This is a genomic window from Paenibacillus sp. FSL R5-0519 (assembly GCF_037974275.1).
GTDB lineage: Bacteria > Bacillota > Bacilli > Paenibacillales > Paenibacillaceae > Paenibacillus.
Genome location: NZ_CP150234.1, coordinates 1,892,091 through 1,916,888 on the forward strand (window position 1 = coordinate 1,892,091; position 24,798 = coordinate 1,916,888).

A 24,798-nucleotide genomic window follows, 5' to 3' on the forward strand; every position below is an offset into this window, starting at 1 on the left:
AACATCAAAACTAAGTTCGACAAAATGCGACTTGACAACAGTGTTTAACATCACAATTTAATCAAGTTTTTACCTAAATCTGTCCAATTAATTACGTAAATTGGAATCTGTGTCGAAAGATATGTACCTTGTCAAGGGGGAAATTTGTCCTAATTTGGGGTTTGACGGTATGTGTCCATACAGTGTACAACAGGAGGTGTAGGAATTATGGCAGTTACAGGTCAGCAATTGCTTTCGAAAATCATAGACGAAGGCTCCACGCAAGCCCTAACGAAGTATAACGTTAAGCGATCGGACTTTCCAACGCCGGCCGAACGCGAGGCTTACGATTTCATCGTTAAGTACGCGGCTGAAAATGGTGGAGCTGCGCCCTCTTACGCAACGTTCTCCGCGAATGTGAGAAACGTAACGCACATTCCGGAAGTTACGGATTCGTTCGATTACTTGGCGGGCGAACTTAAAGACGCGACCGGTAAGCGTGAACTAGCGGAATATATTAACAGCCCGGCGTTCGCGCAGTCTTACGAGACATTGCCGACGGAAGCGTTTATTAATAGCTTGACCGATACACTTTCGCGGATTAAAATGGAAACACGAACAAGCGTTCCTAAAATGACGGATATTTCCACGGCAGGTGAGCGATTTCTAACGGAGTTCCGCGCACGTAAAGCCGGTACCTCTTTCCGGATATGGCGTAGCAAATTCGGCACGATTAACGAGAAGATTGGCGGATACTTTTCCGGCAACACTTACGCCTGGTATGCGAGATCCGGCCGCGGTAAATCCGTTATGGTAATGGAAGACGCGATTGAGGCCGCATTCCAAGGAGCAAGGGTCCTAGTATGGGCGTTAGAGATGTCGGAGTACGAATGGATGGCGCGGGCCTACTCGTCGATTAGCGCACGGATAAGCGAGACGATTCGTCGGATAGACGGCGTGGATTATACGGTAGGATTCGATAATCGCGCTATGTTGATGGGCAGTATGGACGAAGATTATGAACGCGGACTTGCGGCGTTCGTCGATATGCTTGCGGATGTTGTACCGGGACGTATCGTTATACGCGCTGCAGATAGCGAAAGCTTTACGCAACGTTCGATCGCGCAGCTAGAATTGGATATCGCGGAGATTGATGCGGATGTTGTCGTAGTCGATCCGATATATCTGATGGACTTTGAGCGCAATACTTCGAATGTGGCAGGCGGTGATGTTGCGGCGACATCCGTTAAACTCAAGCGGCTCGCGGGTCAGACTAAAACGGTGATACACGTCGTTACGCAAGCTGAGGAAGACGCGAAAGAAAAGAACGAAGATGGTACGCGGGAGTTAAGTCCACCACCACGCGCAGGAATTAAGAAGTCGAAAGCGATACTGGAGGACGCGGCTAACGTGTTCGGTATCGATACGCTGGCTCAGGAAGGACGCGGGGTTATTGAGCTCGGTAAGGGGCGGAACGGCGGCGAGGACACGCGCGTTGAAATCGTATACCTGCCGAATTACGGTGTGGTGCGCGAGTTAGATACGCAAGGGCAGGCGGAACAGTTTGCGAGCGTGAGCGGTTTTTGATTACCGCTTATGCTTCGCGTCCGTACAAGTAGTCAATCGAGACTTTAAAATAGTCCGCGACTCCGGGAATCAATCCGATCGGAAACTTGCGAGTTCCTGAGAGGTAATTGCTGAGGCTCTGCGGTGTAATACCGAGGGCTGCGGAAAGTTCCTTTTGCTCTACGTTGTTTTTATCAATAAGAAGTCGGATATTTCTAGCAACAATCTCTTCATAACTCATGTAAATTTCTCCTTGACTCTTCACGAAACGTGTATTAGGATTGGGATACACGAAACGTGAATCGGTATTTTTAACCACTATACCACGTTTTGCATAAGTGAGCAATAGGAAGGGAGGACAAAACCTTGACCAATGTCATAAACGTTGACACGTTCCTTGCCGCACTCGACTCGCACGACTGGCGCAACGTACAACCGAATACACGCGGCCGCCTCAACGCATCATCACCGTTCGGTCTCCGCGATGATAAGACGCCGTCATTCAGCGTAATTATAGATCCGGACTCGGCCGACTTCGGTTGCTGGCGTGACTCAGGCGCTAATAATCCGGACTTTGCCCGCGGCGGTCCGGTTAAGCTCTACGCGTTTCTCCGTAATATCACATACGAAGAGGCGCGCGACGAACTGATAAGCGGTGAGGTGATGGAGGATGGTCCGCCTAAACTCCGGGTTAAACTCGTACCGCCCGGCCCACCGCCTAAGCCGCAGCCGATCGATGTGAGCGCGTATAAGACCGAAGCCGTTCCGTATCTAACCGGACGCGGAATCGATCCGGAAGTACAGCGCGACTTCAATTGCGGCTTTGATACCGAGAAGAACGCGGTAGTTATGCCGTGGCACGCTCCGGACGGTACGATTATTAACGCTAAGTGGCGCGCAACGTGGTCGAAGGTCTTCTTTTACGCTAAGGGCGGCGCGCCTGTCCGTAACATGATATACGGAATACACCTCGTTTATGCGCGGAAGATCGGCCGTGTAGTTATCGTAGAGAGCGAAACCGACGCGCTATATCTGTGGAGCTGCGGAGTACCTGCGATTGCGGTCGGCGGTTCGACATTTACGGATGACCAGGCGGAAATGCTGCGTATGTCTCCGGTGACGGCGCTTGTGATCGGGACGGATAACGATGCGGCCGGCGAGAAGCTACGCGAAGAGGTTGCGGATAAGATGCGCGGATATTGCGAGTTATATGACGCGAGGTGGCCGGATGGCGTGAAGGATGCGAACGAGGTAGGCGATGAGATTGCGGTGCGGAATGCGGTTGCACACGCTGTTAGAAGAAATATTTTCATAATGGCGCAACATAGTATCGACACATATCGTCGAATAATGTAATATAAGGAAATTGGACGTGAATCACGTCCGCTCAGACACACAAGACGATTAATCGTCCGTGCGCCTACTCGTTACATTATCGCTCCATTCATAGAGGTCATAGGGGTTGTCTATTCCTAAGACCTTACATATCTTACGAGCGTGAGCCAGCTCCATCGTCTTTCCATACCGCGTATTAACGTATGAGCTAATCTGACTCTTGTGGATACCGGTTCGACGTGAAAGCTCGATTTGGGACATGTCAACCTCTTCTAAGATGTTACCGAGTAGGCATTTAGTGACTTTACGAGAAGTCATAAACGCCTCCACAGAATAATCAGAAAATTATTTATAATGAACGCCCGAGATTTTAGTCGGACGGCATTAATACAATATAAGCCAATAAGGAGATGGTACATGTGACCTTTGAACAACTGAATAAACGAGTTGCCGCATACCAAGCAACCCCATCACAAGAAACTTTCGCGGACCTGTACACTGAGGCAAAATCCTCACTGTTACGCCTACATACAAATGCTGTGGTGGCGACTAAAACTCTTTCTGAACACGACGCTCTTGAGACTTTCAATGATGCAGTAATGTACATCGCGGATTTGCAAGGTGACCACAACCACGGCGCGATGCTCTCTGGAAGGTTAAAGCTCTTGAGACTGGAATTGTTGCGTAAAACAAAACGCCGAACAGAGCGATTCGTTCTTTCCGTAGACTCCCAGAGAGACAAAGACGACGACCAGTATGCGCCAACGTACGAAGTTGTTGACGAGTCATTAACTGATATAACTGCCCTAGAAACAAAAGATGCCCAGAAGCGCCAACTCCTGGACATCCTAGCGGATCGTGCCAACGACCCTGTAGCGACAGCCATCGCTACACATAACTTCAACCAACCAACCATTACAACCCATCTTACGGACAATGCTCTCGCCAAAGAGCTAAATATGTGCCATAAGACGTTCGCAAGAAAGTTGAAAGTTTTAGCTCAGCAGTACAGACCAGATAAAGACGGAGACATTCGCGACTTCTTTCCAGTAGGACTGCGAGTAAAACAACAACACATTCCTGCCTAATGTTTTAAGCTTGGTCGGAGTTTCAGGCACGAAGCCCGACCTTGCTCAAAAAGAGTATATCACACTTTTTTAACAATTACGTAACACGTATGTATCGTTTATGTTGTAAATCTTTGGTAACGCGCTTAACTCACAATTAGCATGTTACCACGGTTGATAACGCTTGTCAACGCTATCTAACTATATTATACCCGGAGGTGGCCGCCTTGAAACGCGCCCTTGCTAATAATTTACGTTCATCTAACAACGAAGTTTCACGTTTTATTAACAAATATTCCCCGGAACAACGCCTACAGTCCCGCCGTTACCCTGACGTATGCTACAACGGAGGCGTGCGCGAATACGAAGACGCCGCTGATTACGTTGATGTCCGCGCTATTACGAGAGGACGGGTGATTGCGTAATGACCGTTATGTACGCTATTGATCCGAAGGCGGGCACGCACTTCGTCGGCAAGATATTCGTTAGACCTCACGCTTGCGACCGCGCGGTTGAACATTTCGGTATTGAGCGGAGTAAGGCGCCGATGTACGTAATGGATATGTTGCGTAAGGCGTCGCTCGTATCCGAACACGTAGTCGACGAAGAAGGCAATCCCGGCCGCATGTTTTCGTACCGCCGTACGGTATTCATCGTTCACCCAACGGAAGACACGGTGATCACGCTGTATCCGCAACACAAGGCGCACGAATCCGTTCGCAACCCGATCGAACGAATCATTCTCCGCGCAATGAAGGCGGCTGAACGTAAGGAAAAGCGCGAGGTCAAACGGATTAATGTACGCATGGCGGAGCTCACCGTTGAACGCGCACAGGCCGAATTGCGCCGCGTTAAATCCGAGTCGGGCCGCATTGTCGCCGAGATGGTTGCGCGGATCAACGAAATTGACTCCGAATTGAAGGCGTTGGAACGCGAACTATTGCAGGTGCAGCGCGAGAAAACTAACGTTATGAAAAGCGTAGTTGCTTACGTTTGAACCGCGTCATTTCCTATTAAATAGCGTAACAAGTCGGCCCCTACGTCGGCTGCTCGGTATTAACGTTTAGTACCGTACAGCGGGCGTAGGAACAACGCGACCCGAAAATAAATCGAAAAGGAACGTGATCGAATGTCAATGTTTACGAAGGTTGGCGCAGAGGCAGCAGCGGCAGGTAACAACGAAGGAGCCGCGAAAGAAAGTCCGATTGTATCTTTTAAGTCCGGCAGCCTCTTCAAAGTCGGCGTCAAGTCAATCAACAATGTCGCGGAGTATTACGGTTACAGCATTTACAACAAAGTAAACACGTTCGTACCGAAAAGTCCCGCAGCTCGTAACGCTAAAGGTTATATCACCGGCGGCCACACGGTATGGGATAAAGCCTCCGAACTTCTCTACGCGGAAGCAAACGCAGCGAAAGAAGCGGGCGCAAGTGAGGACGCAGTCAAAGAGATTACGGACGAAGCGTACCTATACAAAGGCAAGAAGCGCTACCTACGCTCATTCTACGATCTGACTACCGGCAAAGATATCGTAGTTGACTTATCGCCGAAACAGGAACAAACGCTTAAATCCGTCATCGAGGACAACGTAGACGACCTGGACGTAATCGCGTTTAAACTCGCCAAGAAAGGCGCAAGCACGGCCGCCGTAGTATCGCTTAACGCAATCGTTAAAATGGACCGCGACCTGACGGATGAGGAGCGCGCCAACTTCACCAAGATCGGAGACGAACCGTTCGACTTCGCGGATTTCGAAACGTGCTTGTACGTAGCTGACGAAGCGGAACAGGTTAAGAACCTCGTAATCGCGGGCTTTGATATCGGACGTCTCGGTCTCTCGATCGGTGCCAGCACTAATACTGCGCCAGCTCCTTCCGATAATGACGCGCCTGCCGAAATTGATGACGAATCTCTCCCGTTCTAACTTAACGCGAACTGAACGCTAAGGAGGCGGATGTATGAGCGAAGAAACCGAAGTAAGCTACGAAGTTTTAACATCGGAATTGACCGTGGCACTCAACGTTGGCAGAGCGGCTGAATTGCCGCAAGCCGCAGTTAACGTATCTGAGTTCGTTAATACGATCCGCGAACTAACCGGTATTGATTACGTCGTGAATATCGCGGCTGCAGTTGCCCCGAGACCGACGCCAGGTAAGAACGCAGATGGTTCGTCAATTGTCGGATTCACAGCGCCACAGACGGTAGAAAACGAGTATGACGAGGAGGACGATTAATTGGCCCATATTACGGAAACAGTCGCCATGTATTCGGAGCTGATTGCGCAGACAGCGTTATTGGCTAACGGATGGACAACGCATGTGCCACGTACAAAAGAGGCGTACGATATCCTCGCTACGAATCCGGCTACCGGACGCGCAGAAAAAGTACAGGTCAAAACGATCCGGCGCCGGACGGACCGCAACGGTGACCTCGTCATCTATACGCGGAAAGGTAATGGAACGACGTACGACTTGGCCGAGGCGGACTGGATCGCGGGCGTACTTGCGGAAGATGGCGCGCCGCCTCGCGTATTCCTTTTGGAGAACACGTGTCAATCCGAATACTGGTGCGTAGAGTCGCGCTTGGCTGAGCGGTGGCCTGAGTTGCCAATATCGCTTGACCGTCGGATGCTCGCGTTGTTAGAAGCGGAGACAGTGGCCTAGTACGCTAACTCAACGCAATACCGGGCGGAGGTCCCTACGGACAGCCCACGCGAAGGAGAACGATAAATAATATGGCGAAGTTGAGCGTAGTAATACCGGCAGTAGAAGTAACGGTGGATGGCGTGACTTATCGCAAGGTTGACCGCAAGGCGCAGGCGGGAGATATTATCCGGTTTGATAACGAAACTGACGTAGAGGAAATCACTAGCGGAGGATTTTACGCGGTGAACAGAATTGATAGTTTCGGTGACGCGCGGATTACTGACGATTACGGCGATGATGATTACGATACCGCCGGAGAGGACTTCGAAGTCTACGCGCCAATCAGCGACTCTACAACGGACACGATCACGTTCCAAGGCGCAATCTGGCGCAAAGTCGACCGCGATGTTCGCGAAGGTGATGCGGTTAAGTTTACGGATGAGGACCGTTCGAGCTACTTGACCGAAGCGGAGCTGTACGTTGTAAACGAGGTTGATTTCAATAGCGACCCGCATATTACGGATGATGACGAAGACAGCTACGACGCGGGAGGAGACGACTACGAAGTCTACGAGAAGGTAACGGATAGCGCGGCGGTCGAATATCGCGAGGTTAAGCGGAAAGCTAACGTAGGCGAGCGGATTAGGATCGTAGCAGCGGAACAGAGCGGCGGACTTTACGTAGACGGCGAAGAGTACGTTGTTACTGACGAGGATAGATGGAACAACGGACGGGCCGTTTCAGTACGCGGAGTTAATAACGCAATCTACCATCGCGAATACGTCGTACTTGAGCCGGTAACGAAGTCCGGGGAACCGACGAAACCTGAACGCCTGGCCGTCGGAGATTATGTACGCTACGTAAAAGACGGACTTTCCGCGATGGTTACCGGAGACGTAGTAGAGATTGTAGACGTTGATCAAAGCCGCGTTCCCTATCGTGTTAAACGCTTGACTGACGGTTATATAGCGTGGGCACCTGCTGATAAATTAGTCCGCGCAACAGACGAAGAAGTGGCGGCCGCTAAAGATCCGCGTAGTCAATTCGCGGTTGGCGATAAGGTGCGGTTGGTTAGCGGAGGCGGTACACCTGGCGTTTGGCATTACGTTAACGGCGAAGTTTACACGGTAAGTAATCCGATATGGGGGCGCGAAGACAAAATCGAGATCACTGGCGGAGGGCAACCGACCGCATACGTAACCGCTAAGCAAATCGTTAAACTCACCGCAGCCGAAATCGCGGAAATCGAACGTAAGCAAGCGGAAGAAGACGCCAAACGCGCTGAGGAGGCCCGTTGGAACGCAATCGGCCGTAAGGTGAACGAGTATAAGCGCGGGGATATCGTTGAGATCGTACGTAAGAGAGATTCCGTACGCGGAGTGGGCGCGGTGGAGGATGTGGGAGATCAAGCGGTAGGCGTGCGGATGGCTTCGGAAGCTTACACGGATGGAACCAGATATTACGGAGCATTTATGTATTCTGGCGACACAATTACGCTAATCGTCCCGGTAGAACAACGCTTTGACCGGGAGGTGTACGCCGCGTAACCTCAAGCTCCACGCAATCTGAACGAAGGGAGTGACGCATATCATACCGAAACTAACGTTAAACTTACGGCCACCCGCCGATGACGGAGCCGCCGAACGGGTGGCCGATGCAACCAAACGGAAGAAGGCGGCGCAGGAGACGGACGAAGAGGCGATCGACCGCGTACTGCGGATGTCATTAACGGATAAGCAACGCGAAGTTGTCGAGGGTCTACGGAAGGTATACGAATCGGGCGAAACAGGCAATCGTCCGACTCTCCGTACCTCCGGCGGCCAAGTTACGAAAGAAGACGTAATCCGCGCGGCTGAACAGATGCAACGGCAAAGGCAGACGGATGAGCGCGCGGAGAAAGTTGCGGAGACGCTGCGGTCGAAGCCGGATAATTTCAACATCGTAACGGATGACGCGGAGTTACCGGCGTTCGTAGAGCGGATTCGCGAAGAGTGCCGGCGTCAAATGGCGGAGTGGCCGGACCGGTGGGCGATACTTGGCGTAAAGTCGCTGACCGCGAATGACTTCGAGGGAACCGGAGTCGATACGTACATCGACGTTTCTATCGGTTACAGCGTGTGGCTTCCGCTACTTGACGAAGGTTATTACCTTCCGTATGGACACGTTGATATGCGCGGCGAATCGGGCTTCGAGTTCTTAGACGATATGAGCGCGCATAAAGCTGCCGACCGTCAACTCACGCGGTCTAAAGTACTCGCGGCAATCGCGCCTTATCTATCGCAACCAACGCACGGTAAATCGTTTCATATGGGATCGGCGCGCTATGACTTACATGTTGCGATTAAGGACGGATACGAAATTCACGGCTGCGTATGGGATTCGTTAGACGCGATGAACTCGCTGAATGAACACGAAGAGTATTTCGGTCTCAAGCCGCTAACCGCGAAGTATGGACGCTATTTCGGAATTGACGGTCCGGTCTACACGTTTGAAGACATGTTTGGAAACCGTTCGCCGGCTCCGTTCAGTATCGAACTCGTCGGAATCTACGCGATCAAGGATGTACTTTACGGCTGGCGTCTTACGGAATGGCAATTCGAACAGATGCGCGTTACGCCGTCCGCAGAGAAGCCCGGCAAGCTCCTCGAATGTTATGCGCAAATAGACTCGAAGCTACCGGAAACAGACGTATTCCTGGCGCGTTCCGGCTTCTGCGTCGACATTGACGGACTCGCCGCGTTAGAGACCGAGTTCGAACCGCTACTTGAGAAGGCGCGTGCCGACGTATTTGACGCGTACCAGATTGACGACGCGTTTGTACGTGAGATGGACCGGACGATTAACGCGACTAAGGTTGCGGACTGGATCGAGAAGCAGCGCAAGAGGATCGCAAGGAATACGGAAGCTCAGGCGAAACAGCTCGCAATTATATCCGAATGCAAAGCCGAGGGCAAAACGCACCTCAAGAAGTATACGAATGCACTCGATAGGCTTGCGCAATTGAAGGCGGAGAACTTAGCGCCGGCTGACGAAGAGCACGCGCCACTTAATATAACGGAGTTTTCGATTACGAACGGCAACCACCTTGCGTATCTGATCTACGACCACCTCGGAATACGCGACCGCACCGGACAGTTTAAGCGCGGTAAGACACGTAGCACGGCGGCTGACGTCATGGAGGCGTATTACGAAGAGGAAGAAGCGCTCAAACCGCTGGCGACCGTCGCTGCGTACGAGAAGCTGCTAACAACGTATATTCAACCGATGTTAGGAAGCGCGGGCAAATCGTCCATTATCGAAGTGGATGGGCGCGTACATTCGGAGTTTAAAGCGGGAGGAACCGCAACAGGGCGTTACAGTTCGTCAGGATACAGCGGAAGACCGATCGATATATTACGCGAATTTGAAACGGAGGAATGACGTTGAAAAACGATTATGAGATCCGCGGAGATACGACCGTGATTTTCATCAAGCGGAGAAATGGCGATGTTTACGAGTTCTTGATAGACACGGATGACTTACCACGTTTACTAGAGGATGGCGGTTCCTGGTGCGTAGACCTTCCGTACAACCCGAAGGATGCCGCAAGAAAGCCGTATGCGATTCGTAATGCGGCGAAAGAAGGCGGAGGACGAGAGTTTGTAAAACTTCACCGAGTCTTGATGGATGCACCACTCGGAAAGGTTGTTGACCATATCGACGGCGACACGCTTAACAACTGTAAATCAAATCTTCGAGTTACTGACTTGTTCGGAAATGCCCAAAACATTCAGGAAGCTAGTCGAAATAGTAAGTCAGGAGTTTTGAACGTGCACTATAACCGATTCGAGGATGTTTGGATTGCTTCCGTAATGAGGAACGGCGTTGTAACACGAGCCAAGAGAAAGGATTTTGACGAGGCGGTTAAGTGCGCGGAGGAAATCCGTGCAGGAACATACGAGCCTCTACAGAGGGGGCAACGCGTTTGTTGATTACGGATAATAACTACCATGCGGTAGTAAAGAAGCTAATCTCCGACAACCGTAAGGTAAGACGCGGCCAGAATTTACAGAACTTACCATCTAAAGGCGCAGGCAGCCGTGTCCGTAATCAATTCGTACCGCGGGAAGGCTACACGTTTGTCGGCGCCGACCTCGGACAGATCGAACCGCGAATAATGGCGCACATCATGTATACGCGTTACAGCGACAACTCGATGCGTCAAATCTTCGTAGACGGCGTTGACCTTTATACGACGATGGCGATGATGACATTCGGTCTGGAGGAAGAATATTGCGTCGACAAAGCGTACGATCCGACCGGCAAGTTCAAGCCGCGCGCCATGATGAAGACCGGTCAGCTAGCGGTCTCGTACGACCAATCCGTTAAGTCTTTCGCGAAGAAGATGCAGGTTATGGACGACGTTGCGCAGATGTTCTTCGAAAACTTCGACCAAACGTTTCCGTCGTTTAAAACGATGGTGGCCGATATCCGCGACTTTATGCGGCAGCACGGTTACGTCGAAACTCTTTTCGGCCGCAAACGTCGCTTCCCAGATTATAAACGCGTAGCTGCGTCAGCATCGAAGAATGAGCAACGGTTAATCCGCTTGTACACTGAACGGAAATCACTCCGCCGCCTGACCCCGACCGACGCAGAACAACGAAGAATCACCGCACTGCAAGAGGAGATCAATAAGCTCTCGGAGGATCGCGGCAATGTCGGCTATTGGGAACGCGCGGCCTTCAACGCCGTTATCCAGGGAACAGGCGCTGACATTCTCAAGCGAATCGGTATCCGTATGGCGCAGATATGTCGGGAACGCGGATGGGAGTTTAACGCATCGATACATGATGAAGTTATCGTGAGTATCCCGGACGCGCAAATGACGCCAGAGACAATCGCGCTTATTAACGAAGTGATGACGAAGACGTCGGAACTGAGCGTACCGCTTACGACGGACATTGCGATACAAAAGCGCTGGATGATGGAGTATTCAGCGGACGAATGGGACTACGCGAATAATCGGCCGTTGCTGGAGTTTGCGAATAAATACGGGGAGGCTGCGTAAATGAACGAAATCATCACCGTTATTGACATCGAAACAACTGGACTCGATCCGCTCACTGATCACATTACGGAAATCGCCGCCATCCGTGCGGAAGTTGGACCTGGCGGTTATATCCGCGAGATTGGACGGTTCCAGACGTACGTTGCGTTGCCGGACGGCGTGGAGATTCCGGAGTTCATTACGGAGCTAACCGGAATTAAGGCGGAGGATTTGCGCGGTGCTCCGGAGAGTTGGTGGGCGTCTGGTGCGCTCTATGCATTCGTAGAGGGGAGTACGGTGGTGGCTCAAAATGCGCCGTTTGACTTTTCGTTTATCGAGCGGACGTGGCCCTTTGACTTACAGCCCGGATTCGCCTGCACTCGCGCCATGTCCCGTTTAATCGATCCGGACGAGAACGCAAGCCTTGCGCCAACCTGCGCCCGTTACGGAATCGCGCTTAACGGACATCACCGCGCTATGAATGACGTGGAGGCTACGCTACAGCTTTACGCAATCCTGCGCGAGAAGGCGGAAGTTAACGGAATCACATATCGCAATGTCGTCGTGGATAGCGCGGAGAGGCCGCTGACGTATACGCCGCCTGGCGCGATTGTGCGGACGATTGAACGAAGACAAACGAAGGGGGTTGCGTAGATGGCGAAAGGCAAGATCAATATGCCGACGTGTCCGAAATGCGGCAAGGAGTCCGAAAGTAAATGGTGCTTCCGATGTCATTGCCATACCGAATTAGTAACACGGGATAAATGTCAAGTATCCGGAGATTTCCGTATTGTCGATTGGTTCTCATCGCGGTCTAGTGCGGGGCTTATCGTGGAGGATACGGTCTCAGGTCAACGTTACTCTCTATACATGGCGGATGTGTTTGACTTCTTCAAAGGAACGCGTTTATCCAGTCGTACGCTTGAAGAAACGAAGAAAGGCTCCGGCTACGGATGGAAAGTCATTAACTAGGATAGAGGAGGCGGTTTAAATTACGGATAACCAACTAATTGCAAATAGAATCGCGGAGCAATTTACGGTATTCCTCAACGAAGTCCATTCCGCGCCAGAAGTGTACGACGACGCTCTCGACGCGCATATCCACAAACTGTACGCCGATATCCTCACGGACAAATCGCGCAAAGTATGGCCGCCGCGGAACATTCCGTACTTCTCTCCGTCAGCCGCCGATTCTGATCCGCGCGGTCTCTACGAAAAGGTACGCGGAGCTAAAAAGGAATCACGCGGACGTCAACCGAATCAGGGGCGGCAGACTCGGATAGGAACGTCTATCGGCGATATTATCCAACGCGACATTCTCTTCGCGGAGAAACACTATGCGCGGTATGCCGGCGAGAATCCTCCGTTTGTATTCGATCGCAATGAGCGCGGCGAGCCGATGTTCGAGGACTTCGCGAAGATGTCTAAGATCGTTGAACACGCGGGCCGAACGTTCGCACTCTTCGGAACCTCAGACGGAGTTATGCGCGTATGGATCCCGGAGCTAGGCCGTGAAGTCCGCGTCGGTCTCGAAGTTAAGAGTAAACAAACTACGTATGCGAAAACGTCCGGATACAGCATGCGCAACGGTCCGGAAGAAGGCCACGTTAAACAATGCGTCAGCTACTCCGTTATGTACGACGTTGACTTCTACGTAATCCTCTACGTTAACGGTGCGCGGAAAGCGTGGGATATGACGCCGGCAGAGTTCGAAAAGAATCCGGATATCGCCGCGTTTGGCCTGTACATTACGGATGAGATGCGCGAAGACTTGCTCGGACACTTTGCGGGAATCTTGGACGCCGCGGATAAAGGCGAGCCGCCTGCGACGGATCTCGGTAAGTGGCGATTTAACGACTTCAAACGGACGATCGCGCTATCCTTATCTGACGAAGAGATTGACGCGCTAAGACGTAAAGTGGCGGCGATACAGCGGTCGGGATTACCGGAATGGCAGAAGCGTAGTCCTGCGGAGGCGCTTGCGGATATTGAGCGTATCAGGGCGGAAGAAGCGGAGAGCCTAACGAAGGAGGCTGCGTAGATATGAGCGTATTTAACCGAATACTCCTCGGAATTGTGTGCGTAGGGCTTACATCCGCCGCGCTATGCGGATTGTTCTTATGTATCGGGGTACTCGCGGACAACGAGAATACGTGGCTAACCAAGTTAGGCGTTGTGTTAATCATCATCGCGCTATTCATTCAAGGCTATACGTCAGGAGGCGATAACAATAGCGAAACTAAAAGCGCAGACTAAACGTTACCTCGGACTCGACTTATCGCTGTCTCCCGGCCTCGCGGTAATAGACGTTAAAGAACGTATCCCAACGCTCGTATACGCAGGGTCAGTCGCAACGGATACGGATATCAACGACGCAACGCGCTCGGTCGTCGTCGAATCGTTTATCGCACATCAAGTATACGCACATCTGCCGTTCGACGTTATCTTACGCGAGGACTTTACGTCAGGGCGGAACAAACGCGCCACTCAGACGATATTTAACGCATGGGCCGCGGCTGATCGCGCTCTCCATTCGTTCGGATACGAAGTCCACGAAGTCAAGCCGGTCCTAGCGCCGACCACCGTCAAGAAACTCGTAGCGGGTAACGGTAAGGCGGAGAAGAAGGATGTCGCGGAGGGCGTGCGGAAATACCTACGCCTTCCTTCCGATCACAAATGGCGTTCAGGTTATGACGACGCGGATGCATGTGCGGTAATTCTGGCGTACCTTATTCGCGAGAACTTAATCGATGCGGAAGGGGCCGCGGCATGAGCGAATTAGCCGCACGTCTCGCCGCCCACCAACGCCAGGAAATCGCAGCCCTCGAACGGTCCGTCGCGATATACCGAGGGCTTGCGGATAAGTACGAACGGAAACTCGCCGACGCGAAACAACTATATGAAACGGAGATGATTTCGAATAATGATACCGCAGACAGTAACGAAGCCTAATAACCGCACCTTGACGTTTGATCCAGCGCGCCTATCCACGTATGCAGATCGCATTCTTGCCGGACTCACAGGCGTAGACAAAACGGTTTTGCTGCGAGGAGTTAACGCAAAGCTCCGCCAGCCGTCCGTAAGTGGCGAAGACGTAAGCCAGGCGTTCATCATGAGCGCGCTCGAACTCGTAACGAAAGAGGAGCCGGAATGGAAATATGCAGCGGCTCGCGGATTGCTTACGTCACTGTACAAGAAAGCCGCGCATAATCGCCGTTATAAATCGTACGTCGGTCGTCCGTATGGCGGCTTCTATCCGCTAGTTACCGATATGGTGGCGCGTGGCCTGTATCGGACGGAACTGACGGATGCATATACGCGGGAACAAATCGAAGAGCTCGGCGCAGAGATCGATCCGACGCGCGATTTGCTATTCGATTACATCGGACTGCTTACGCTGGCTGAACGTTATCTTACGGCAGACTTCGACGGACGCGTAATGGAGCTTCCGCAAGAACGCTATATGATTATCGCGATGTTCCTAATGCACCAAGAGCCGGCGGATAGGCGAATGGAGCTCGTTAAGGAAGCGTACTGGGCGATGTCTAACCTGTATATGACGGCGGCGACACCTACGTTATCAAACGCGGGCAAAGCAACTGGCGGACAATTATCGTCATGTTTTATCGATACCGTTGACGATTCGCTCGAAGGAATCTTCGACTCTAATACGGACGTGGCGCGACTTAGCAAAATGGGCGGAGGAATCGGCGTCTACCTCGGAAAAGTGCGCGCAAGAGGATCGGACATTCGCGGACATAAAAATACGTCTAGCGGAGTCGTTCCGTGGATTCGTCAGCTCAATAATACGGCAGTAAGCGTAGATCAACTCGGTACGCGGAAAGGCGCAATTGCCGTTTACCTCGACGTATTCCACAAGGACATTCTCGCGTTCCTGGACCTCAAGTTAAATAACGGAGATGAACGGATGCGTGCGCACGATATCTTCCACGGCGTCTGCATTCCGGACTTATTCATGGAAACCGTTGAGGCACGCGGAGATTGGTCGCTATTCTGCCCGCATGAGGTGCGTAAGACATTCGGTTGGACAGACGACAATGGACGCGCGTTAGCACTCGAAGACTTCTACGATGAGGAGCGTGGCACTGGTTCTTTCCGTGATAAATACGCTGAGGCCGTTGCGCATCCGTTATTGCCGCGTATTACAGTGCCGGCGATCGACATTATGAAGCGGATTATGAAATCGCAGCTTGAAACGGGAACTCCGTACATGTTCTACCGTGATACAGTTAACCGCGCCAATCCGAACAGTCACCGCGGTATGATCTACAGTTCGAATTTGTGTACGGAAATCATGAATAACCAATCGCCTACCGTAGTCGAAAAGGAAGAACTCGTAACGAAAGACGGACAGACGCGCATTGTGATTACGAAGATTCCGGGCGATTTCGTCGTCTGTAACTTGAATTCGATTCACTTGGCGCGGGCAGTTCCGCACAACGTACTCGACCGCCTAATTCCGATCCAGATGCGCATGCTCGATAACGTAATCGATATCAACAACATCGAGATTCTACAGGCGCAGCATACGAACCAAACGTACCGCGCGGTCGGTCTCGGCACATTCGGACTGCATCACTTGCTCGCTCTTGAGGGCATCCGTTGGGAATCGGAGGAAGCCGTTGCATACAATGACGCGCTATATGAGCGGATCAACTATCTCGTCATCAAGGCAAGCGCTGACCTGGCGAAAGAGAAAGGCGCATACCCTGCGTTCGAGGGTTCCGATTGGCACAGCGGAGAATACTTTACCAAGCGCGGCTATGTTGACGAAGAGTGGACGGAGCTAATGTTACAAGTGATACAGCACGGCGTACGTAACGCATGGATGTTCGCGGTCGCTCCGAATGGATCAACGTCTATTATTGCGGGCTCTACCGCGAGTATCGATCCATTATACGAGTTGTTATCGTACGAGGAGAAGACAACGTATAAGATTGCGAATCCGGCTCCGGATCTTAATGCGAAGACGATGTGGTATTACAAGACCGCGTTTACTATCGATCAACACGCGTCTATCCGTATGGCGGCCGCACGCCAGCGTCATATCGATCAAGGGCAATCGTTCAATCTGTACGTTACGCCGGACATTAAGGCGACCGCATTCCTTGCGCTGCATATGGACGCGTGGAGAAGCGGAATGAAGAGCACATATTACGTCAGAAGCCGCGCGTTAACGATCGAAGAATGCGAGAGCTGTGCGTCCTAATGGGCGCCGGCTTTACGCTTAACACATACGAATAGGGAGCGTGATTAGTTGAAAATTCAACGCATATTTGACGTAGAGGCACCGAATAAATCAACGCGCATTATTGAGGGCGAAAACTCCGGCATTCTGAACTGGAACGATATCCGGATGCCGCATATGTATAAACTGTACAAGGTGCTGCTGCTAAACCATTGGATCGCGGACGAAATCCCGATGTCTAAGGACGCGTCCCAATTCGCGCGTCTTGATCCGGAAGAACAGCGCACGTTTAAGATAAACATTTCGCTACTGGCCGTACTCGACTCGATGCAGACAGCGTTTGTCGGCGATGTTAAACGCTATTTTACGGACAGCTCACTCGAAGCTATTTCCGCAATCATCGCGCAGCAAGAAGTCGTACACAACCAGTCGTATACGTACGTACTGTCATCGCTAGTTTCCGATCAGGAACAGCGCGAGATATTCGAATACTGGAAGCATGATCCGGTTCTACTCGAACGGAATACGTTTATTGCGGATATCTATCAGGAGTTCCGCGATGATCCGTCGCCGCAAACGTTCTTCAAAGCGATGGTTGCGGACCTCATCCTCGAAGGCATCTTCTTCTATAGCACATTCGCGTTTTTCTATAACCTGGCGCGTGACCAAAAGATGATGGGAACTTCGCAGATGGTGTCCTATATACAAAGAGACGAGAACCAGCATTGCTATTTCTTCGCGGAAGTATTCAAGCAGCTTCTCACAGATTTCCCGGAGCTCGATACGCAGGCCAACCGTGATTACGTGTACGCTACGATCGACCGCGCCGTCGAACTCGAAACGAACTGGGCGCACTATACGCTGGCTAACGTACGCGGAATCGATCTGGCGGAGCTCGGTGATTACATCCGCTTTATTGCGAACCGCCGCTTACGCATGCTCGGCTTTGATAACGCGTACGAAGGCGTAGACGTAAATTGCATGCCGTGGATTAAGCCGTTTTCCGACGAGGCGCTTAACGCAACGAAGACGGACTTCTTCGAGGGGAAATCGCGTAACTACGGTAAGGTAGGCGAGGATAACGGATTTGACGACCTATAAACGGAGGGCCTTCGGGCTGCTCCGTTTTTTTATTTACAAAGAATGCCCGAGATTTGGTTTGACCGGCATTAATACGGTATAAGGCGCAAACAACACGCTAATCACCGCACAAGCGCCACGCACCGCCCACCACAACGAAACGGAGATGATACGATGTCCAACGCAACTCAATATCGCGAAGTATCCCGCAAAGCCAACGCAGGTGAGCGCATCAAGATCGTTAACGTGATCCTTTCCGGAGGACGCTACAATGCCGGAGATGAATTCGTAGTTGATCGCGCTGCAACTTACGGAGTGTACGTTAACTACACGAAAGGGAACGTTACCGGAACCGCAGGTATCCACGATAACGAATACGTAGTCCTCGAACCCATCGCGCCGTCAACCGCACCACTCCCGGACCTCTTCGCGCAATTCATCCGTGACAATGCGCCGGCCGTACGCAGCTACTTGGCGGAGATTGATCCGGATAAATGCGCTGAGTCGACCAAAGATGAGAACGTTAGTGATCCGCAGCCAGCCCCGTTAACACGCGCCAAGGTTATCGAAATGGCTCGCGCAAGGGTTACGGAGTTGGAGCGGATTGGGCGCGATGATGACGCGCGCCTCGAAGGAAGCCCATTACGCGGTACATGGTACGAAATTGATTACGTAGTTAATCGTGATAAACGCGCGGTCACAGCGCTTGTATATCACCTCAACGGATTCACCTACGCACGCAAACGCCGCAAGCCCGACGCAGTAGGCATCGCAAAATGCGCGCCCGACGACGTGTTCAACGCAGACATCGGCAAGGCAGTCGCGGCTGAACGTGCGCTCGGACTGACGCTGACGGATGCGTTCGTGAATGCGCCGAAGCCTGCGGAGCCTGTCGTAGGCATGCGGGTCGAGAATCGCGGAAGGGTACGTACAGTGGTCGCGAGCAGTAAGGATTACGTGTACGGAAAGACTGGAACGCTTAAGTCGCAAGGTGTGCGTGAATCGCGTATCATCGACGACACTGACGCAGAGTACACGCAACAGGACGGTGAGGCCGCGTGACCAAAGACGAACTCATCATCGCACTCACACGTTCGCCTCTTCCTGGCGATACGCAAATTCTCGTATGGCGACCGGAAGGACAGCGTTTAACAACGGATATTAGCTTGCGTGAGGTCGGCGCTGGTCAGATCGTAATCGAGGAGGTGGGCGCGTGAGTCAGTACTATGAAACATCGGATGTCTACGTAATAACCGGCGCGGTTAAGAAGGACGCGAAACCGGAGGCGGATTCCTTCGCAACAGGCAAGCGAGTGATTCCGCGAATTATCGTAAACGGACCGGCGTACCTATTCAACGCAGACAACACGCAAAAGGCGATAATGACCTCGCGCGTTCAATGGTTTCGTGAAGATGACGATAGGCTGGCGTTCGAGACGGTCAACACGACGTATGAGTTAACGAAAGAATCCGCCAAATAACGCTAAGGAGGCCGCAAGCCATGCCGCTACCAAAAGACACGATGTTCTTCGGATTCCGCGACAAGTTAACGCCCGAGCAACGTAAGTACGTCGATAGCATTTTCGATAACCGCATCACGTTCGTTAACGCGAAGTCCGGCACAGGTAAGACGACGCTCGCCGTAGCTGCCGCGAAGTTGATCGGTAAGCCGCTAGTCTACGTATTCAGTCCGGTAGAAGAAGGCCGCATGGGATTCCGGCCGGGCACACAGCGCGAAAAGGAAGCCGCGTATATAACTCCGTTGACCGATGCGCTGGCTGAGATCGGCGAGAGTCCGGAGAAAGCGATATTCAATCCGGAGGATTTTGCGGCTATGAAGCGCGGCGACCACTGGGTATATCCGATGTCACACGTATTCGCCCGCGGTATTAACATCAAAGGGAAAACGGTAATACTCGATGAGGCGCAGAATATGACGCGCGGCGAGTTGAAGAAGTTGCTAACGCGTATTCACGATGACTGCACCGTTATCGTCATAGGACACACGTTACAGTGCGATCTCCCCGACGCAAGCAAATCCGGATTCGCGCCGTATATCGAACACTTCCGCAATGAGCCTTACGCAAATGTATGCGAATTAACACGTAACTTCCGCGGTCAACTGGCGCAACATGCCGATGAGCTCGCGTGGTGAGTACGAGAGGAGACGGTCGACATGGACGAATTGATTAGGCGCAAACTGATGCTTCTGCAGATGATTACGCGAGCTTATGAGAACGAATTAGGCGGAGACATTAACGATCTCCTCACGCCAGAAAGTAGCGAGATGTTATCCGAGTTATTCCTAGCGCGGTTGGATCGTTCGGATAAAGCTAAACGCGCATCCCTTGCGGCAATGTTCTTCGATACTGTCGCGGAATTAGAGGCGGAGGTGGGCGCTAATCATGGCGTATAAATTCGAACGAACGCCGACCGGTTACAGCGTCAGAACCGCGCCAGCCGAACGCATTGAACGCGAACAGGCTGCGCGTGATTGGGCGGCGATTGCGATAGTGGTTGCGGGATTAATCGCCTTGTGGACGCTGGTATGAAGACGTTCGAAGAAGCTTTTGCTGAACTTTCCGCCGCGTGGAAGACGTTTATACTAGCGTTCGCCTATTCGCTTAAGCTCGATAAAATAGCGGATTGGCTTGCGAAGAAATTAACGAAGGAGTGATCGTATGGAAGAAACGGTAACTATCGCAAAGTCGGAGTATGAGCGCTTGGTTAAGGATAGCGAATTTCTCGGCGCGCTTGAAGCTTGCGGAGTTGACAATTGGGGCGGGTATAGTGATGCATGGGACCTGATGGACGAAGAGGAGGGCGGTTAAGTGAACGCAATCAACGTAAAATTCAAGCGCCTGCATCCAGACGCTAAGATTCCGCAGTATGCAACGGAAATGGCCGCCGGCTTCGATTTAGTCGCGGTAGAGGACGTAATTATCGCGCCAGGCGAGACGGCAAAGGTTCCGTTAGGTTTCGCGGTGCAGATTCCGCCGGGCTACGAAATCCAAATCCGTCCGCGTTCGGGAGTTACGTTTAAGACGAAGCTTCGCGTAGCTAACTCGCCTGGAACAGTTGACGGAGACTATCGCGGTGAGGTTGCGGTGCTTATCGATAACATTGCGCAACCCTTAATGACCGCGTGGTACTCGGAGGCGGATGGCTACGTAGTTACTTCGGAAAGTAAAGGCTATCTACTCACGTTGGAATCCGATTTGGAACGCGTTTATTACGAAGGTCCCGACGAAACTACGGTCCCGCTCGAAATGGGCTGGTGGAGGCCGGATAAGACGTATCTCATCCGCAAAGGTGATCGCATTGCGCAAGGCGTACTCGCAGCAGTATCCCTCGCATCCTTCGAAGAGGTAGCGGAGCTTGACGATACGGAGCGCGGAGATGGCGGATTCGGCTCGACAGGAACGCATGTGCACAACGTAAATATCACGCCGCTGAATCGGAGTGTGAACGCAATTTGACTAAGCGCTATACCTACGCAATCATCACCGCATACTGTACGACGGTTTGGATCGGGCTGCTAGTCCGGACGATTATACGATAGGAGTTGACGCTAATTGAACGTTAAGCTAATCGCACATACACAACTATCCGAAGAGTTCTACGATTCATTCGATGAGTACGGAGGCCATTCGGGATGGAGCGGTAACCCATTCGAAAGGATGAACGCGGCAGACTCGGCAGCCGTCGCATTAACCGCAATCCGCACGTGCTACTCACCGCTAAAGCCTACGGAGATTGTCGCGCAAGAAGGCGAAAAGTACTTCGGTAACGCGGCGTCAGATGGCGAAGGCGGTACGGAGGCTGACCGATTATTCCGTCACATTACCGGATCAGGTCACACGTCAACTCTGGAACATATCACGTATACATTCGCGATCGAAGGCGTAAGCCGCGCACTCCTCGCACAACTAACGCGCCACCGCCACTTATCGTTCAGCGTGCAGTCACAGCGTTATGTCCGGATGGGAAGCGCGGATAAGATTGGCGGATTTGACTCCGTATTTCCTCCGTCAATCGAAGGCAATCCGGAAGCTAAACGGAGATTCCGCGGGATGATGATAAACGCGCAAGAAGACTACGATACATTGCGCTCACTCGGAGTCCCACCGGAAGACGCGCGCATGGTCCTTCCGAATGCCGCCGCGTGTAGTCTGGTAATGACCGGAAACTCACGGACGCTGCTCGATTTCTACGCGAAGAGACGGCCTGGGCGCGGCGCTCAGCATGAAATCGCTGATTTAGCGGTAAGACTGCGCGACGAAATCGTAAAGGTTGATCCGTGGCTGGCTCCGTATTTTGATACGAAAAAGGAGGGCGAATAGATGCGCATTCAAGGTAAAACGTGGCGGATAGTTACGCTAGATCCTTACGAAACGGAATTTGTTGCGACTGACTTGTATATGGTCGCGATCATTAACGAGGATGGCACCGTTTCTGATTACGTAAGTTCCGGGCGCCCATGGACATATCGCGTTTATCAGAGTACGCAAGAGGCGCGGCGTGGTATTACCGGAGTTAAGCGTAAGTATCGCGGTATGACGTTCAAAATCGTACGTATCTTAACGGGAGAGCCCGTAGAGGAGGGCGCGGAATGAGCGAGATCAAAACGGATGACCAACGCCAACTCGCCGAAGTCCTCCCGTTCGTACCGCGTCCATCACCGGAATCAATCGCACAGGCCGCCGTCATTACGCTACTTGAACGCTACGCAGACCTGGCGCGAGCTGGCGAAGTCACCGGCGTCATTATCGCAGCCAAGACGAAGGACGACGTATTGCGCGGCGAAATCATGACGGAATATATGAACGTAAATACACGGGAACGGACGTTATTGATCGAGGAGATACGCGAGGTTAGTTCGTACGATTACGACATATAACAACGAAGGAGGCGGATTAATCTCGCTTAATATCATCGCGCAAATCATCGTTGCTCTATCCGTAGGAATCAGCGCAATTAACGGAGTCCCACCGAACGAGCCGCCGCAACCATCCGCAGTCTCTTCGCAGGTAACAGGCAAACTTGCGAAATGGCAAACGTACGAAGCGACCGCATATATCGCGATGTGTTCCGAAGGTTGCACCGGCTTCACCTATACGGAGCTCGACGTACGCAACACGATCACACACGAAGGACGCCGCGTCGTAGCCGTTGATAAGCGCGTGATTGCGTTACACACTCCGCTCACAATCCGTTTGGCAGACGGAACGGAGATCGCGGCGATTGCGGAAGATGTCGGGTCGGCGATTAAAGGCCGCAAGCTTGACGTATTAGTCGCGTCGGAAAAGGAAGCGCGCCAGTTCGGCCGCCAGAAAGTACACGTTAAAATCGAAAACTAAACGATAAGGGAGGACCTCGTTATCAAGAATCTATACAAAATAATAGACGATGTAGTCCTTGTTCGATTGAACTCGCTTGACGAAGAGTATTCGGTACACACAATGATCTCGCTTAGGGATCTGCCGAAACTCTTAGAAGTTGATTGTAAGTGGTCCGAAAGGAAGACGCCGTATGGCAGCTATGCTCGAGGATATTTAGCTGGTTCCGGGCGCGGCTCCCTAAAGATACACATGCATCGAGTATTAATGGACTGTCCTGACGACTTAGTAGTAGATCATATTAACGGAAATGGACTCGATAACCGCCGGGAAAACCTCAGAGTTTGTACTCAGCTTGAGAACATGCAAAACATTACAAAGCCTGGAACTGGTAAATACAGTAGTGAGCGCGGGATATCCTACAGCAAGCACCACAATAGGTGGACCGGTTCCTTCTACAGTAACAAAAAGAGAATCAGCATTGGGTACCACAAGACTGAGGAATCCGCAGTACTTGCGATAAGAGAAGCGAGAAAACTACACAAAGGAGAGATGACGAATGGTTGAAGCAGGAATCGTTATTATCGACGGGGTTAAATATCGCATGGTCGATCGGAAAGCTGCGGTGGGCGAGCGTGTGATTGTTACAGGCGAAAGCTGTGCGTGCTACCATACGGGCGAGCTCGCGAAGGTTATATCTTCTAACGGACGAGTCGCGTTTGTCGATCTTACGGAGAACACGAATTATTACGATGACGGAAAGTGGTACATCGACCGCAAGGATTACCGCGTACTCGAACCGATAACATCCGCTGAACCTGCGCCAGTATCCGAACCTCTCTCCGCCAAGCCCGCGCCTGACCAAGCGGCCGAAATCATCGCGAAGTTGACGGGGCGAGTAGCTGCGCTTGAGAAACGGGTGGCGGCGTTGGAGAAACCTGCGGAAGTTACGAAGACTTCTAGTGGAGAGGTGGCGGATTCACTATCCGCAATCCTAACGAAGGGAGAACGTATTACTCCGCTGAAATCCGCGCGAGAAATCCGCGATGACATCGTTAAGCGTGCGAAGGAGGACGTTGCGGACTTGCTCGGAAAGCCGTCACCGTTTACTCACGAGCTAGTTGCGCTAGACGGCGCGTACATCGAGTACCACCCGAATATCCACAACGTGGAGTTCGTAATTAACCACGACAAGCGGACAGTAGTCGCGCTGATTCGTTTGAGAAAATCCGGCAAGTTAAGATTACGCGGCATCGCTAAATGTGCGCCAGGCGACGTATTCAACGCGGCACTTGGACGCGCGATTAGCCTCCGCCGAGCTCTCGGCTTGGAGATTCCGGAAGAGTACGTTAGCGCGCCTCAGCCGACGGAAGTACGCGTTGGGGATATCGTTAAGTACGCTTCTGGCGGAGTGAAAATCGTAGTGGAAGACAACGCTACATTTGACCCATATGTAGAGACGCGTATAAAGCTGGCGCTAATCCGCGGAACCGTTATCGACGACTCCCGCGAATCGGACAGCGCAGAGCCGCGGAAGGAGGTGGCGTAAT

Annotated in this window: 33 protein-coding genes; 32 read left to right on the plus strand and 1 reads right to left on the minus strand. The window is 52.1% G+C overall.

What is annotated here, in order from left to right; translation table 11 throughout:
* The first annotated feature begins 207 nt into the window (after window positions 1-207).
* The gene (locus tag MKY73_RS08520) at window positions 208-1,566 is read left to right on the plus strand and encodes a DnaB-like helicase C-terminal domain-containing protein (RefSeq protein WP_339306828.1); all 1,359 of its coding nucleotides are present in this window, start codon (window positions 208-210) and stop codon (window positions 1,564-1,566) included.
* Between the two features lie 7 nt (window positions 1,567-1,573).
* Here the strand turns inward: MKY73_RS08520 and MKY73_RS08525 are convergent, their stop codons facing one another.
* Window positions 1,574-1,786: a helix-turn-helix transcriptional regulator gene (locus MKY73_RS08525; protein ID WP_339306830.1), complete on the minus strand. Its 213-nt coding sequence runs from the start codon at window positions 1,784-1,786 to the stop codon at window positions 1,574-1,576.
* A 125-nt stretch (window positions 1,787-1,911) separates the two neighbouring features.
* On the opposite strand from MKY73_RS08525, the gene MKY73_RS08530 reads away from it, so the two are divergent.
* The 31 genes from MKY73_RS08530 to MKY73_RS08680 all read left to right on the plus strand — a co-directional run bounded on the left by MKY73_RS08530 (window position 1,912) and on the right by MKY73_RS08680 (window position 24,797).
* Window positions 1,912-2,901 (plus strand): toprim domain-containing protein, encoded by a 990-nt coding sequence (locus tag MKY73_RS08530; protein WP_339306832.1) that lies wholly within the window; start codon window positions 1,912-1,914, stop codon window positions 2,899-2,901.
* 398 nt (window positions 2,902-3,299) lie between these two features.
* On the plus strand, window positions 3,300-3,968 hold the full coding sequence (locus tag MKY73_RS08535) for a hypothetical protein (RefSeq protein WP_339306834.1): 669 nt from the start codon (window positions 3,300-3,302) through the stop codon (window positions 3,966-3,968).
* Window positions 3,969-4,174: 206 nt separating this feature from the next.
* Window positions 4,175-4,372, plus strand: a complete 198-nt coding sequence (locus tag MKY73_RS08540; protein WP_339306836.1) for a hypothetical protein — start codon at window positions 4,175-4,177, stop codon at window positions 4,370-4,372.
* Window positions 4,372-4,944: a hypothetical protein gene (locus tag MKY73_RS08545; protein WP_339306838.1), complete on the plus strand. Its 573-nt coding sequence runs from the start codon at window positions 4,372-4,374 to the stop codon at window positions 4,942-4,944. Before MKY73_RS08540 ends, MKY73_RS08545 begins: the two co-directional genes overlap by 1 nt.
* Window positions 4,945-5,076: 132 nt before the next feature.
* Window positions 5,077-5,871 (plus strand): hypothetical protein, encoded by a 795-nt coding sequence (locus MKY73_RS08550; protein WP_339306840.1) that lies wholly within the window; start codon window positions 5,077-5,079, stop codon window positions 5,869-5,871.
* Between the two features lie 34 nt (window positions 5,872-5,905).
* On the plus strand, window positions 5,906-6,181 hold the full coding sequence (locus tag MKY73_RS08555) for a hypothetical protein (protein ID WP_339306841.1): 276 nt from the start codon (window positions 5,906-5,908) through the stop codon (window positions 6,179-6,181).
* On the plus strand, window positions 6,182-6,610 hold the full coding sequence (locus MKY73_RS08560) for a hypothetical protein (RefSeq protein ID WP_339306843.1): 429 nt from the start codon (window positions 6,182-6,184) through the stop codon (window positions 6,608-6,610).
* A gap of 71 nt (window positions 6,611-6,681) precedes the next feature.
* Window positions 6,682-8,139 (plus strand): hypothetical protein, encoded by a 1,458-nt coding sequence (locus tag MKY73_RS08565; protein WP_339306844.1) that lies wholly within the window; start codon window positions 6,682-6,684, stop codon window positions 8,137-8,139.
* Window positions 8,140-8,239: 100 nt separating this feature from the next.
* A complete protein-coding gene (locus MKY73_RS08570) occupies window positions 8,240-10,012 on the plus strand; it encodes a DNA polymerase (RefSeq protein ID WP_339306845.1) in 1,773 nt (590 codons plus the stop codon).
* A gap of 2 nt (window positions 10,013-10,014) precedes the next feature.
* Window positions 10,015-10,563, plus strand: coding sequence for a hypothetical protein (locus MKY73_RS08575; RefSeq protein WP_339306847.1), 549 nt, complete (start codon window positions 10,015-10,017; stop codon window positions 10,561-10,563).
* Window positions 10,557-11,642 carry a DNA polymerase gene (locus tag MKY73_RS08580; protein ID WP_339306848.1) on the plus strand — a complete coding sequence of 362 codons (1,086 nt, stop codon included), beginning with the start codon at window positions 10,557-10,559 and terminating at the stop codon, window positions 11,640-11,642. Before MKY73_RS08575 ends, MKY73_RS08580 begins: the two co-directional genes overlap by 7 nt.
* Window positions 11,643-12,275, plus strand: coding sequence for a 3'-5' exonuclease (locus MKY73_RS08585; RefSeq protein ID WP_339306849.1), 633 nt, complete (start codon window positions 11,643-11,645; stop codon window positions 12,273-12,275).
* Window positions 12,276-12,593 carry a hypothetical protein gene (locus tag MKY73_RS08590; protein ID WP_339306850.1) on the plus strand — a complete coding sequence of 106 codons (318 nt, stop codon included), beginning with the start codon at window positions 12,276-12,278 and terminating at the stop codon, window positions 12,591-12,593.
* 448 nt (window positions 12,594-13,041) lie between these two features.
* A complete protein-coding gene (locus MKY73_RS08595; RefSeq protein WP_339306851.1) occupies window positions 13,042-13,662 on the plus strand; it encodes a hypothetical protein in 621 nt (206 codons plus the stop codon).
* Between the two features lie 2 nt (window positions 13,663-13,664).
* Window positions 13,665-13,877, plus strand: a complete 213-nt coding sequence (locus tag MKY73_RS08600; RefSeq protein ID WP_339306852.1) for a hypothetical protein — start codon at window positions 13,665-13,667, stop codon at window positions 13,875-13,877.
* Between the two features lie 25 nt (window positions 13,878-13,902).
* Complete coding sequence (locus MKY73_RS08605) at window positions 13,903-14,394, plus strand: crossover junction endodeoxyribonuclease RuvC (protein WP_339308530.1); 492 nt, start codon at window positions 13,903-13,905, stop codon at window positions 14,392-14,394.
* Window positions 14,391-14,573: a hypothetical protein gene (locus MKY73_RS08610; protein ID WP_339306854.1), complete on the plus strand. Its 183-nt coding sequence runs from the start codon at window positions 14,391-14,393 to the stop codon at window positions 14,571-14,573. Before MKY73_RS08605 ends, MKY73_RS08610 begins: the two co-directional genes overlap by 4 nt.
* On the plus strand, window positions 14,548-16,851 hold the full coding sequence (locus tag MKY73_RS08615) for a ribonucleoside-diphosphate reductase subunit alpha (RefSeq protein ID WP_339308532.1): 2,304 nt from the start codon (window positions 14,548-14,550) through the stop codon (window positions 16,849-16,851). The genes MKY73_RS08610 and MKY73_RS08615 overlap by 26 nt, the downstream gene beginning before the upstream one ends.
* A gap of 48 nt (window positions 16,852-16,899) precedes the next feature.
* A complete protein-coding gene (locus tag MKY73_RS08620; protein ID WP_339306856.1) occupies window positions 16,900-17,931 on the plus strand; it encodes a ribonucleotide-diphosphate reductase subunit beta in 1,032 nt (343 codons plus the stop codon).
* 153 nt (window positions 17,932-18,084) lie between these two features.
* Window positions 18,085-18,972, plus strand: coding sequence for a hypothetical protein (locus tag MKY73_RS08625; protein ID WP_339306858.1), 888 nt, complete (start codon window positions 18,085-18,087; stop codon window positions 18,970-18,972).
* Between the two features lie 151 nt (window positions 18,973-19,123).
* Window positions 19,124-19,390, plus strand: a complete 267-nt coding sequence (locus MKY73_RS08630; RefSeq protein WP_339306860.1) for a hypothetical protein — start codon at window positions 19,124-19,126, stop codon at window positions 19,388-19,390.
* A 20-nt stretch (window positions 19,391-19,410) separates the two neighbouring features.
* Window positions 19,411-20,064 carry a PhoH family protein gene (locus MKY73_RS08635; RefSeq protein ID WP_339306862.1) on the plus strand — a complete coding sequence of 218 codons (654 nt, stop codon included), beginning with the start codon at window positions 19,411-19,413 and terminating at the stop codon, window positions 20,062-20,064.
* 21 nt (window positions 20,065-20,085) lie between these two features.
* Complete coding sequence (locus MKY73_RS08640) at window positions 20,086-20,325, plus strand: hypothetical protein (RefSeq protein WP_339306863.1); 240 nt, start codon at window positions 20,086-20,088, stop codon at window positions 20,323-20,325.
* The gene (locus MKY73_RS08645) at window positions 20,315-20,461 is read left to right on the plus strand and encodes a hypothetical protein (RefSeq protein WP_339306865.1); all 147 of its coding nucleotides are present in this window, start codon (window positions 20,315-20,317) and stop codon (window positions 20,459-20,461) included. Before MKY73_RS08640 ends, MKY73_RS08645 begins: the two co-directional genes overlap by 11 nt.
* Window positions 20,462-20,590: 129 nt before the next feature.
* Window positions 20,591-20,740, plus strand: coding sequence for a hypothetical protein (locus tag MKY73_RS08650; protein WP_339306867.1), 150 nt, complete (start codon window positions 20,591-20,593; stop codon window positions 20,738-20,740).
* A gap of 9 nt (window positions 20,741-20,749) precedes the next feature.
* Window positions 20,750-21,388 (plus strand): deoxyuridine 5'-triphosphate nucleotidohydrolase, encoded by a 639-nt coding sequence (locus MKY73_RS08655; protein WP_339308534.1) that lies wholly within the window; start codon window positions 20,750-20,752, stop codon window positions 21,386-21,388.
* A gap of 96 nt (window positions 21,389-21,484) precedes the next feature.
* Complete coding sequence (gene thyX, locus MKY73_RS08660) at window positions 21,485-22,252, plus strand: FAD-dependent thymidylate synthase (RefSeq protein ID WP_339306869.1); 768 nt, start codon at window positions 21,485-21,487, stop codon at window positions 22,250-22,252.
* Window positions 22,253-22,525, plus strand: a complete 273-nt coding sequence (locus MKY73_RS08665; protein WP_339306870.1) for a hypothetical protein — start codon at window positions 22,253-22,255, stop codon at window positions 22,523-22,525. It begins immediately after the preceding gene.
* A complete protein-coding gene (locus MKY73_RS08670; protein ID WP_339306872.1) occupies window positions 22,522-22,809 on the plus strand; it encodes a hypothetical protein in 288 nt (95 codons plus the stop codon). The genes MKY73_RS08665 and MKY73_RS08670 overlap by 4 nt, the downstream gene beginning before the upstream one ends.
* Window positions 22,810-22,993: 184 nt before the next feature.
* Entirely contained in the window at window positions 22,994-23,269 is a 276-nt protein-coding gene (locus MKY73_RS08675; RefSeq protein ID WP_339306874.1) for a 3D domain-containing protein, read from the plus strand.
* Window positions 23,270-23,807: 538 nt separating this feature from the next.
* On the plus strand, window positions 23,808-24,797 hold the full coding sequence (locus MKY73_RS08680) for a hypothetical protein (RefSeq protein WP_339306875.1): 990 nt from the start codon (window positions 23,808-23,810) through the stop codon (window positions 24,795-24,797).
* Window position 24,798: the final 1 nt, after the last annotated feature.